The organism is Yoonia sp. KMU-150 (genome assembly GCF_056858355.1).
Genome location: NZ_JBXEQF010000001.1, coordinates 2430010 through 2442028, shown reverse-complemented (window position 1 = coordinate 2442028; position 12019 = coordinate 2430010). Strand labels below are relative to the sequence as shown.

Sequence of the window (12019 nt, the reverse complement as noted above, 5' to 3'; positions counted from 1 at the left end):
TAGGATCGGCACAATTCAGGACAGACTGCCCGGTGGGACGGGCCCATAACACAGGCGGACAGCGACATGACATTGAACCTCTCGATTCCCGGTCAGGAAGAACTCAAGCCACGCATCACGGTGTTTGGCGTGGGTGGTGCCGGCGGCAACGCCGTCAACAACATGATCGAACAGCAGCTTGACGGGGTCGAGTTCGTCGTCGCCAACACCGACGCGCAGGCTCTGCAACAGTCGCGGTCCGACGCGCGGATCCAGATGGGTATCAAGGTGACCGAAGGGCTGGGCGCGGGCGCACGTGCAAGCGTCGGTGCCGCCGCCGCCGAAGAAAGCATCGAGCAGATCGTCGATCATCTGGCCGGCGCGCATATGTGTTTCATCACCGCTGGTATGGGCGGTGGTACGGGTACCGGTGCCGCCCCGATCATCGCGCAGGCCGCGCGTGAGTTGGGCGTTCTGACTGTCGGCGTCGTGACCAAGCCGTTCCAGTTCGAGGGCGGCAAGCGCATGAAGCAGGCCGACGACGGCATCGAGGCGCTGCAAAAGGTCGTCGACACGCTGATCATCATTCCCAACCAGAACCTGTTCCGTCTGGCCAATGAAAACACGACATTCACCGAAGCCTTCGCACTCGCCGACGATGTGCTGTATCAGGGCGTCAAAGGCGTCACCGACCTGATGGTCCGTCCTGGTTTGATCAACCTCGACTTTGCCGATGTCCGCGCCGTGATGGACGAGATGGGCAAGGCGATGATGGGCACCGGCGAGGCAGAGGGCGATGATCGCGCCGTGCAGGCCGCCGAAAAGGCCATCGCCAACCCGCTGCTGGACGAAATTTCGCTGGAAGGCGCGCGCGGCGTTTTGATCAATATTACAGGTGGTTACGACCTGACCCTGTTCGAACTGGACGAGGCCGCGAACAAGATCCGCGAAAAGGTCGACCCCGAGGCGAACATCATCGTGGGCTCCACCCTCGACACGGAAATGGGCGGCAAGATGCGCGTCTCCGTCGTGGCGACCGGTATCGACGCCATCGCCAAGGCCGACGATGTGCCCGTGCCGCGCCGGTCGATGTCGCAGCCGTTGACGCAATCCGTTTCCGCTGAGGAAGCCCCCGAGCCGCAGCCCGCACCCGTGCGCCAGCCCGCGCCCGCCGCCGCTGTTGCCGCCGCACCGCGCCGGGCCGAGCCTGCGCCGGAACCGACGCTGTTTGCGGAAATGGACGACGACCGTCGTGCACCGCAGGTCGAGGATGATTTCTCCGACATGCATGCTGCCATCGACGATAGCGACGATCTGCCGCCACCGGCCTACCAGCCGCGCGAAGAAGTCGCCGCCGAGGAAACCTTTGTCGCGCCACGCGCCGCCGCGCCCGGCACACCGTCGCCAGAGGCGATGGCACGTCTGCAGGCAGCCGTCAGTCGCGCGCCGCAGCAGCAGCCACGTGAGCAGGGCCAGCCCAGCGTCGCCGAGGGCGAAAAGCCCCGCTTTGGTATCAACTCCCTGATCAACCGTATGACCGGGTCGGGGGCCGAGCAGCAGCAACCCGTGCGTCAGGCCCCGCAAGTCAAGGCGCTGCGCGAAGAGCCGGAGACGGACCCCGAGCAGGAGCGGATCGAAATTCCCGCGTTCCTGCGTCGTCAGGCCAACTGAAACCCGTCGAAAGGTCAGACGACGTGACCTTTTGACGCTACGTTCCGCTCACGATCAAAAAGCCGCCTTCGGGCGGCTTTTTTGTTTGGAATCAAGGTGTTCAATGCGAATTGGCGAATCTGCGACAGTAATGCGACAGGATATTTCAGTCGGTTGCAAAGCGTGAATTGAGACCGAAGGCGTCACCAACTAGTTAAAATGGAACGGGAAATCAGACACGAAAGGGCCGTCCGTGCAGACGACCTTGAAGGCAGCAGTTCACTTTGAAGGCACGGGATTGCATAGCGGCAAGCCCGCGCGCCTGACCGTCCGTCCGGCCGCCGCCGGCAGTGGGATCGTGTTTCAGCGTACCGATGTCACGCATGGCCGGATCGCGGCACTCTGGCACAATGTGGACGTGTCCCCCCTGAACACGCGGTTGCTGAACGGGCAGGGTGTGTCCGTCTCGACCATCGAACACCTTATGGCCGCGCTAGCTGGCTGTGGCATTCACAACGCCCTGATCGAAATCGACGGGCCGGAAGTGCCGATCCTCGACGGTAGTGCGGCGCGGTTCGTGCGCGAATTTGTGGCCGCCGGTGTCTGCGGCGTGGCCCAGCCTCTGCGCGCGATCGAGATCCTCGACGAGGTGAGCGTGTCCCAAGGGCCGGCGCGGGCCAGCCTGTCACCGGCCACCACCCTTCAGATCGCGTTCGAGATCGACTTTGACGACCGGGCCATCGGTCGGCAAAGCAAGACGCTGAACATGGCGAACGGGTCGTTCGTCCGCGAGCTGTGCGACAGTCGCACGTTCTGCCGTCAGGCGGATGTGGACGCGATGCATGCCAAGGGCCTCGCCCTGGGCGGGACGCTCGACAACGCGGTCGTGGTCGATGGCGATGCGGTTTTGACGCCGGGCGGCCTGCGTCATGCGGACGAGGCCGTGCGCCACAAGATGCTGGACGCGCTTGGCGATCTGGCGACGGCGGGTGCACCGATCCTGGGGCGCTATACGGGCGTGCGCGCCGGCCATGCGCTGACCAATCAGCTGTTGCATGCCCTTTTCGCGCGGCCCGATGCCTGGCGCTGGGTTACCTGCGATGCCGCGATCGCGGCACGGCTGCCGGGCGTCGGTGTGAAGCCTGCGGACCTTGTCGCCGTTGCCTGACGCCATGCCCGCGCGAAGTTGACCGGGCAGGCGGCAAAAGGCATTTTGCACCGGATTTTTCTATGCTAGACACATCCGCAACGGGGCCAATGTGCCCGATGAGTGGGGTGCAGACGTGCAGGCGCATCAGAATTCAGGCTTTGGTCAGCGCACCCGCGCCGTGACGAAAATCCTTGCGACGGTGTCGCTCCTGACGCTTGCGGCCTGTGGCGGTTTTGATCCCCGCGCGGAAGGGGCGCTTGAAGCCTATACCGCGCAGGAAATATTCGAACGCGGCGAGTTCGAGCTTGAGACGGGGCAGGCGGACGATGCGGCCTTCTACTTCGGTGAGATCGAGCGGCTTTATCCATATTCCGAATACGCCCGCCGCGCGCTGATCATGCAGGCCTTCGCCTATCACCGTGACCGGGACTATCCCAACAGCCGTGCCAGCGCGCAGCGGTATCTGGATTTTTATCCGGCGGAGGAAGACGCCGCTTATGCGCAGTATCTGCTGGCGCTGTCCTACTATGACCAGATCGACGACATCGGGCGCGATCAGGGGCTGACCTTCCAGGCGCTGCAGGCGTTGCGGGCCGTGATCGAGAATTACCCCGAAACGGATTATGCCCGCTCCGCGATCCTGAAATTCGATCTAGCTTTCGATCACCTCGCCGCCAAGGAGATGGAGATCGGGCGCTACTACCTCAAGCGCGGGCACTACGCCGCCGCCGTCAACCGGTTCCGCATCGTGGTCGAGGATTTCCAGACCACGACCCATACCGCAGAGGCGTTGCACCGTTTGGTGGAGGCGTATCTGTCGCTGGGCCTGACGGCTGAGGCGCAGACCGCCGGTGCGATCCTGGGCTACAACTACCAATCGACGGAATGGTATCAGGACAGTTTTGCCCTGCTCACCGGGCGTGGGCTGGAGGCACGGGCGACCGGTGACAACTGGCTGGCGTCGATCTACCGGCAGGTCGTGCGCGGCGAATGGCTTTGATCCATGGCGGGCGCTTGGCCCGCCAGTCGGGCATGAAACATGCTGCGCGGACTTGATATCAGGGACATGCTGATCATCGACCGGCTGGAACTCGCGTTTCAGCCCGGTCTGAACGTGCTCACCGGGGAAACCGGTGCCGGGAAATCTATCCTGCTGGATTCATTGGGATTTGTCTTGGGCTGGCGGGGGCGCGCGGAACTTGTGCGCGCAGGGGCGGAGCAGGGCGAGGTGACGGCTTGGTTCGATCTGGCAGTCGGTCACCCCGGGCGCGCCGTGCTGGAAGAGGCGGGTATCACCGTCGAGGACGAGGTGATCCTGCGCCGCGTGAACACCGCCGACGGGCGCAAGACCGCCTGGATCAACGACCGCCGTGTGAGTGGCGAGGTGCTGCGGGCCTTGTCCGACACATTGATCGAATTGCATGGGCAGCACGACGACCGGGGGTTGCTGAACCCGCGCGGCCACCGTCAGATGCTGGATGAATACGCCGGGTTGCAGACCGATCTCGCGGCCTTGCAGCAGCTTTGGCGCGATTGGTCGGCGGCCCGCAAGGCAGTGGCCCGCGCGCAGGAGGCGCTGGAGAAAGTACAGGCAGAGGAAGAATACCTGCGCCATGCCGTCGCCGAACTGGACAAGTTGAGGCCGGAACCGGGGGAGGAGGCGACGCTGGATACCCAGCGCCGGTTGATGCAAGCCGCAGAGAAGATCCGCAAGGACATCGCCCGTGCGCATGACGCGATTGGCCTGTCGGGCGCCGAGGGACAGATGAACGACGCCTCGCGCTGGCTGATCGGGGTTGCCGATCAGGCCGAAGGGCAACTGGACGCCGCCATCGGTGCGCTGGAGCGGGCGACGATAGAATTGAGCGACGCGCAGGACAGTGTGATGCGCTGCCTGGACAACCTGTCGTTCAACCCTGCTGACCTCGAGGATGTCGAAGAGCGTCTTTTCGCGATCCGCGGCCTGGCGCGCAAACACGATGTGCTGCCGGACGATCTCGCTGCCTTTGCCGACGACCTGTCTGCGCGGCTTGCGGCGCTGGACGGGGGCAGTGCCGAAATCGCGCGGCTGGAGAAAGCGGCTGCCACGGCAGAGTCTGCTTATCTGAAAGCGGCGGAGGCTGTGCGTGAAAAGCGAAAAGGGGCGGGCAAGGCACTTGATGAAGCGATGGCGGCGGAACTTGCGCCGCTGAAAATGGATCGCGCAGTGTTCGAGACTGTTGTTGACGATGCCGAGCCGGGGCCGGAGGGGATCGACGCTGTCGCATTCAAGGTCGCGACGAATCCCGGTGCGCCTGCCGGACCGCTGAACAAGATCGCGTCGGGCGGCGAGATGAGCCGGTTTCTGTTGGCGCTCAAGGTCTGCCTGACCCGCCACAGCGACGGGCTGACGATGATCTTCGACGAGATTGATCGCGGGGTCGGCGGCGCGACCGCCGATGCCGTTGGTCGCAGGCTGGCGGCACTCGCCGAGGGTGGTCAGGTTTTGGTCGTGACACACTCACCGCAGGTCGCGGGCTATGGTGCGCACCACTGGCGGGTCGAGAAAACGCAGGACGACGATAGCACAATTTCAACCGTCACCCCGCTGGATTCCAGGGAACGGGTCAATGAAATTGCACGAATGCTGTCTGGTGATAAAATCAGCGACGAGGCCCGGGCCGCGGCAAAAGTCCTGCTGCACGACGGCTGATCCAATCCGCCCAGAAAGAATAAGGGGGCGATCACGGGTGTGATCCCGATGACGCCCCCTGCGATGTTCGGGCCAACTTACCCTTCAAATGGTTGCACGCTTCGGCCACTCACCTCCGTCGCGCGCGCCTTTGAATTCGGGGCTGCCCGCGCAGATCGCGTGAGGTCGACCATCCCCCAAAACGATCGGTTGCACGCGCATTTATCTGCGGGGTCGTGCGCAAGCATGGTCGTATTTGACCAACCAGTCAAATAAATCCGTATTTCGCGATGGCCCGGGAGGTTCGAGCCAATCGGCCTTGGACCGCCCACAGACTTCGCGTAAGCAGGAACGCACGCGGGGAAGGCGGATTTGCGCATGTCGGTGCCGATCAAAACGTGGGTCAGGGATGGCAGCCGGCATGTCGCCGGACAGTGTCGCAATGCGCTGCACGTGATGAAATCGCGCGGCCCCAGCCAAATCCAGTTCTGGTTTATCGCACTCGGCGTCGGTATCGCAGCCAGCGGTGCAGCGATCCTGTTCCGTCTGATCGTGCAGGAGGTGCAATCGGCGGTCTATGGCGTCGACGACATTCGCAAATTGCACAGCTTCGTCGCTGGGCTGGACTGGTATGCGGTGCTGATCGTGCCGATCATCGGTGGCCTTGTCGTGGGTCTTTTGCTCGACCGCTTCACCAACGACGGGCGGGTCCGCTCTGTCGCGGAAGTGATCGAGGGCGCGGCCCTGAACGAGGGCCGGGTCGAGGTGCGGCGCGGCCTTGTATCGGCGGTGGCCAGCATGATTACGCTGTCGACCGGCGGGTCGAGCGGACGCGAGGGGCCTGTCGTGCACCTGGCCGCGGTGCTGTCCACGCTGGTGTGCCGTGTGATCAAGGCCAACGGCATCACCGGGCGCGACCTGCTGGGCTGTGCCGTGGCCGCCGCCGTGTCCGCCAGTTTCAACGCACCTATCGCGGGGGCGCTTTTTGCGCTGGAGGTGGTGCTGCGCCACTTTGGTCTGCACGCCTTTGCCCCCATCGTGATCGCCAGCGTCGCGGGCAGCGTGCTCAGCCGGCTGACCTTCGGCGACGTGACCGAATTTGCCCTGCCGATCCAGAATGCGTTGGAATTCTATGTCGAATTGCCGGCGTTCCTGTTGCTCGGGCTGGTCTGCGGGCTGGTTTCGGTCGTTCTGATGCGCAGTATTTTCTGGGCGGATACGGTCGCGACGCAGTTGCAAACCTATATCGGGTTGCCGCGTGCCTTGCGCCCCGCTGTCGCGGGTGCCTTGCTGGGAGTGATCGCGATCTGGTTCCCGCACATCATCGGCGTTGGCTATGAGACGACGTCTGCCGCCTTGACCGGGGAGCTTCTGTTTCACGAGGCAGTGGTGTTCGCGATCCTGAAAGTCGTCGCGGTTTCGATCACCATCGGCGGGCGTATGGGGGGCGGCGTGTTTTCCCCGTCGCTGATGATCGGCGCATTGACGGGACTGGCGTTCGGCGGGGTCGCGACCGCGATCTTCCCGACTATGTCGGGGGAAGGCACGCTTTATGCGCTGGCAGGCATGGGGGCCGTCGCCGCCGCCGTGCTGGGCGCGCCGATTTCGACGACATTGATCGTATTCGAGCTGACCGGCGACTGGCAGACCGGCCTTGCGGTCATGGTGGCCGTGTCCCTGTCATCGGCCCTCTCCGCGCGTCTGGTCGACCGGTCGTTCTTCCTGACACAACTGGAGCGGCGCAACGTGCATCTGGCCGCCGGCCCGCAGGCCTATCTGCTGGCGACGTTCCGGGTGGCGAACGTGATGCGCCCGAAGGATGTGGCCAGCGCCGCGTCGGAGGACGACTGCTGGGATCTGATCGCGGAAGGCATCTATATCGACGGCAACGCCACGCTGGAGCAAGCCATGCCGATGTTCGAGGCGACGGGGCAGAGTTTCGTGCCGGTCGTGACCATCGGGTCGGAAACCACCCCGCCGGAACTCTGGGGGGCCGTGTTCCACGTCGACGCCCTGCGCGCCATGAACCGGGCAATGGCGGCCACCGCGGCCGAGGAACATTCCTGATCCTAGAGCTTTTCGACGGCGACTTTCTCGTGCGCGAAGGCGAGATAGCCCGCGATCTGCGCAACCTCGTCCTTGGGGGCCTGATAGCTCCAGCAGGCGTCGGTGAGCGGGCCGCTCTTCGCGACGATGGTGAAATAGCTGGCCTTGCCCTTGTGCGGGCAGCGGGTGACCGTTTCGGAGGGATCGAGAAAGGCCATCGCGATATCCTCGGCCGGGAAATAGATCACCGGATCCAGATCGCCTTCCTTCAGCGAAAGCGCCTGCGTGCTTTCCCCAATGACCGCACCTGCGGCGCGGACCACCCAGGTTCCTGTTGCGGGCGTTACCGTGATTTCAACGTCGGACATGCGGAAAGCTCCTTCAAGCGGATCAGAGTGGGGCGCAAGCGTTTTGCAGCCACGTCAGCGCCGCCCCGTCGAGTTGCGCCGCAAGAGCGTCCAGCGTAGCGGCATGATAGCCATCAATCCAGTCCCGTTCGGCATGCGTCAGAAGTTCGGTGTCGATCAGCCTGCGGTCGAGCGGCACAAACGTGAGTGTATCGAAGGCCAGCATTTCGCGGTCGTCGGCACCTGCAAGGTCCGGGGCCGGGACGACGACCATCAGGTTCTCGATCCGGATGCCGAACGCGCCCTCGCGGTAGTAGCCCGGTTCGTTCGACAGGATCATGCCCGGTTGGAACGGCGTGGTCGCGCGGCGTGAAATCCCCTGCGGCCCTTCGTGCACGCTGAGATAGCTGCCGACGCCGTGGCCGGTGCCATGGTCATAATCCTGTCCCGCCATCCAGAGCGGTGCGCGCGCCAATGCGTCGATATGCTGCCCCGATAGCCCGTTGGGAATCCGCAGGCGGCTGATCGCGATCATGCCTTGCAGCACGCGGGTATAGCAGGTGCGATGTTCGTCCGTAGGCGCGCCGATGCTCATGGTGCGGGTGATGTCGGTGGTGCCGTCGCTGTATTGCCCACCACTGTCGACCAGCAGCAACTCGCCCCGGTTCACGGCGCGGTTGCTGTCTTCTGTCACGCGGTAGTGCACGATGGCGCCGTTCGGTCCGGCACCGCTGATCGTCTCGAAGCTGATGTCGCGCAGGGCGTTGGTGGCGGTGCGGAAACCTTCCAGCTTTTTTACCACGTCGATTTCGGTCAACCCGCCCTTGGGTGCTTCGTCGTCGAGCCAGGCCAGAAAGCGCACCATGGCCAGCGCGTCGCGGTGGTGGGCCGCTTTCGCGCCAGCAATTTCGGTGTCGTTCTTGGTGGCCTTTGGCAGCACGCAGGGGTCCGTTTCGTGCAGGATCGTGGCACCTGCATCCATCAGCAACGTCGCCACGGCGGCGGGGCAGGATTTCGGGTCGATCTGCACCGTTCCGTCGAGGGTTGCGAGATGATCGTCAAAGCTGTCCTGCGCATGAACGGTCACATCGGGGCCTAGGTGGGCCGTGATGCCTTCGGTCTTGCCAAGTCGGGCGAAAAGGTCGACCGCACCGTCGCCGTGCAGAACGGCAAAGGCGTGCGGCACCGGATTGCGCGCGATGTCGGTGCCGCGGATGTTCAGCAGCCAGGCGATGCTGTCGGGCAGGGTGATCACGGCGCTGTCGGCCTTGAGGTCCGCGCCCAGACGCGTGCGCTTGGCTGAATGATCCTCGCCCGCCAACTCCACCGGGTGGGTCGTGAAGGGTGCATCGGGCGGCGCGGGCTGGTCATCCCACAGCGGGTCGATCATGTTGGCGACAGGGGCGAGTGTCACGCCCGAGTTGAGCAGCTTTTTCGTCAGTTCGGCGATCTCGTCCACCGTGTGCAGCCAGGCGTCGTAGCCGACCTTGCCGCCGTTGGGCAGGTGATCCTTCAGCCAGTCGGCAAGCTGTACCTCGGGCCAGTGGATAGGGGTGAAGACATCGGCCACTTGGCTGCGCACCTGCACCCGGTAGCGTCCGTCGATGAAGGCACCGGCGATCTCCTGTAACACGACGCAAAACCCGGCCGATCCGGTGAACCCGGTCAGCCAAGCCAGCCGGTCGTCGCGTGGGGCGACATATTCGCCCTGATGCACGTCGGCACGTGGAACGAGGTATCCGTCCAGCCCTGCCGCCGCCATGGCATGACGCAGGGCGGCGAGACGCGGCGGCCCCTGTTCGGGGGTGGAGGAAGCGTCGAACGTCTGGAACATGGGAGCGGTCTTTCGGTTGGTCCAAAGGTCGGACGGTGTCAGCTTGCCTTGCGCATTCCCAGCACGCGCGCGCGCTTGCGCGGGTCGCTGTCGAACAGGCTAGCGAGTTGTTCGGTCATCGCGCCCGCCAGTTGTTCCGCATCGGTGATGGTGACCGCCCGATCGTAATAGCGCGTCACATCATGGCCGATCCCGATGGCCACAAGTTCGACCGCGCGGCGCTTCTCCACCATGGCGATCACGTCGCGCAGATGTTTTTCAAGGTAGTTGGCGGGATTCACCGACAGGGTGCTGTCATCCACCGGCGCGCCGTCGGAAATGACCATCAGCACCTTGCGCTGTTCTTGCCGGGCCAGCATCCGGCGGTGCGCCCATTCCAGCGCCTCGCCGTCGATGTTTTCTTTCAGCAACCCTTCCTTCATCATCAGCCCCAGGTTGGGGCGCGCGCGCCGCCAAGGCGCATCGGCGGATTTATAGATGATGTGCCGCAGGTCGTTCAGCCGCCCCGGCGTGGCGGGCCGCCCTTCGGCCAGCCATTTCTCGCGCGCGAGCCCGCCTTTCCAGGCGCGGGTGGTAAAGCCTAGAATCTCGACCTTCACGTCACAGCGTTCCAGCGTGCGGGCCATGACATCGGCACAGATCGCCGCGATGGAAATCGGTCGCCCGCGCATCGAGCCGGAGTTGTCGAGCAGCAGCGTGACGCAGGTGTCGCGGAATTCGGTGTCTTTTTCCATCTTGAACGACAGCGGTGTGGTCGGGTTCGACACCACGCGCGCCAGACGCCCTGCATCGAGGATGCCTTCCTCCAGATCGAATTCCCATGACCGGTTCTGTTTGGCCTGCAAGCGGCGCTGCAGCTTGTTGGCCAGCCGTGACACGGCACCTTTCAGCGGTTCAAGCTGCTGGTCGAGGTAGGCGCGCAAACGTTCCAGCTCCACCGGTTCCGCCAGATCCTCCGCCTTGATTTCCTCGTCATGTTCGGCAGAGAACACCTGATAGTTCGGGTCTGCATCGGACACGGGCATCGGGGTCGGCGGCTCCGGCGGGGCCTCGCCCTCGGGCATTTCGGTCTCTTCGCCCATCTCGGCATCGGCCTGATCGTCCATGCTGATCTCGGCCTGGGACTGGTCCTGCTGCTCTTCCTGCGTTTGTTCGGGCGAGGCATCGGCCTCTTCGCCCTCGTCCTCTTCGTTGCCGGTGGATTCGTCGTCCTGTGCGTCGTCTGTGCCTTCCTCTGCGTCGTCCTCCTGCTCGTCGTCCAGCGCATCGGGGTCGTCGCCCAGCTGATCGGCATAGCCGAGGTCGGAAATGATCTGCCGCGCGAATTTGGCGAACGCCTGCTGATCGGCCAGCATGTCGGTCAGGTTTTCCAGCGTGCCGCCCGCCTGTTCCTCGATAAACCCGCGCCACAGGTCCATGACGTTGTCGGCCCCCTTGGGCAGGTCGCGGCCTGTGGCCAGATGGCGGATCAGGTATCCCGCGGCGGTGGCCAGCGGCGCATCGGCACTGGTCTTGATCTGGTCATAGCCCTTGCGCTGCGCCTCGTTGGCGATCTTGGCGTCGATATTGCCGGAGGTGCCGGGCATGTATCTCGCCCCCACGGCCTCGACCCGGGCGGTTTCCATCGCCTCGTAAAGGTCCTTGGCCATCTGGCCCTGCGGCATGTAGCGCGCGGCGGTCGCGGGGTCGTGGAATTTATGACGCAGCGCAAAGGCATCCGCCGTGCCGCGCGCCAGCAATACCTCGTCGCGGGTCATGCGTCGGGTGACCTGCGGCAGGCGGATCGTCTCGGCGGTCTGGCCCGCCGGATCGACGGAATAGCTGACCGACAATTCCGGATCGTCGGCCATTACCTTCGTGGCCTCGGCCAGCGCCTTCTTGAACGGATCGGCGGGATTGTCGGAGGGTTTGGTCAAATCACGAAGCCTTCGGCGCTGAAGCTGTAATCGGTCAAATCGTGGCAAAGGGTCGATGCCGGATTTGCCGTCGGGCTGCGCGCAGCCGACCGGGCGGCAAACATGCGCTCGGCCACGTCGGAGGAGACCATATCCGCCACACGTGTATATCTGTCGTTCAGTTCGGCCAGAGTGATCCGCGCCGGTGTCGCCTCGCCGATCGTGTCATCTGCAAGGGCGGGGGCAGGCTGCACCGCGTCAAACTCCGCCTTGCCGATGCAGGCGGCGAATTTTTCAGCGTCGGTCACGCCGGTGGGCAGCACCGGAGCCGGTTGGTCGTCGCTGTCGGTGGCGGCGCAGGCGCCCAGCATGATGAAGGCTGTCAAGGTTGCACCCATGGCCCAGGATTGCATTGATCTTGCCATGTCATCACCTCTTTGTTTCAGG

Annotated in this window: 9 protein-coding genes; 5 read left to right on the top strand and 4 right to left on the bottom strand. The window is 64.1% G+C overall.

The genetic code is table 11. The features are described from left to right. Positions 1–66 precede the first annotated feature (66 nt). The 5 genes from ftsZ (at position 67) to AC04PH_RS12185 (ending at position 7517) form a co-directional block, all read left to right on the top strand. A complete protein-coding gene (gene ftsZ, locus AC04PH_RS12205; RefSeq protein ID WP_483066012.1) occupies positions 67–1650 on the top strand; it encodes a cell division protein FtsZ in 1584 nt (527 codons plus the stop codon). Between the two features lie 232 nt (positions 1651–1882). Beyond that, a complete protein-coding gene (gene lpxC, locus AC04PH_RS12200; protein ID WP_483066011.1) occupies positions 1883–2797 on the top strand; it encodes a UDP-3-O-acyl-N-acetylglucosamine deacetylase in 915 nt (304 codons plus the stop codon). 169 nt (positions 2798–2966) lie between these two features. Continuing rightward, positions 2967–3779, top strand: a complete 813-nt coding sequence (locus AC04PH_RS12195) for an outer membrane protein assembly factor BamD (RefSeq protein ID WP_483066191.1) — start codon at positions 2967–2969, stop codon at positions 3777–3779. Between the two features lie 39 nt (positions 3780–3818). Continuing rightward, complete coding sequence (gene recN, locus AC04PH_RS12190; protein WP_483066010.1) at positions 3819–5471, top strand: DNA repair protein RecN; 1653 nt, start codon at positions 3819–3821, stop codon at positions 5469–5471. A 357-nt stretch (positions 5472–5828) separates the two neighbouring features. Further along, positions 5829–7517: a chloride channel protein gene (locus AC04PH_RS12185; RefSeq protein ID WP_483066009.1), complete on the top strand. Its 1689-nt coding sequence runs from the start codon at positions 5829–5831 to the stop codon at positions 7515–7517. 2 nt (positions 7518–7519) lie between these two features. On the opposite strand, the gene AC04PH_RS12180 is transcribed toward AC04PH_RS12185, so the two are convergent. The 4 genes from AC04PH_RS12180 to AC04PH_RS12165 are packed head-to-tail and all read right to left on the bottom strand — an operon-like array spanning position 7520 to position 11997. Then, entirely contained in the window at positions 7520–7864 is a 345-nt protein-coding gene (locus tag AC04PH_RS12180) for a DUF427 domain-containing protein (RefSeq protein WP_483066008.1), read from the bottom strand. A gap of 22 nt (positions 7865–7886) precedes the next feature. Beyond that, entirely contained in the window at positions 7887–9677 is a 1791-nt protein-coding gene (locus AC04PH_RS12175; RefSeq protein WP_483066007.1) for an aminopeptidase P family protein, read from the bottom strand. Between the two features lie 38 nt (positions 9678–9715). After that, entirely contained in the window at positions 9716–11593 is a 1878-nt protein-coding gene (gene cobT / locus AC04PH_RS12170; RefSeq protein ID WP_483066006.1) for a cobaltochelatase subunit CobT, read from the bottom strand. Continuing rightward, complete coding sequence (locus tag AC04PH_RS12165) at positions 11590–11997, bottom strand: hypothetical protein (protein WP_483066005.1); 408 nt, start codon at positions 11995–11997, stop codon at positions 11590–11592. Before AC04PH_RS12165 ends, cobT begins: the two co-directional genes overlap by 4 nt. Between the last annotated feature and the right edge of the window lie 22 nt (positions 11998–12019).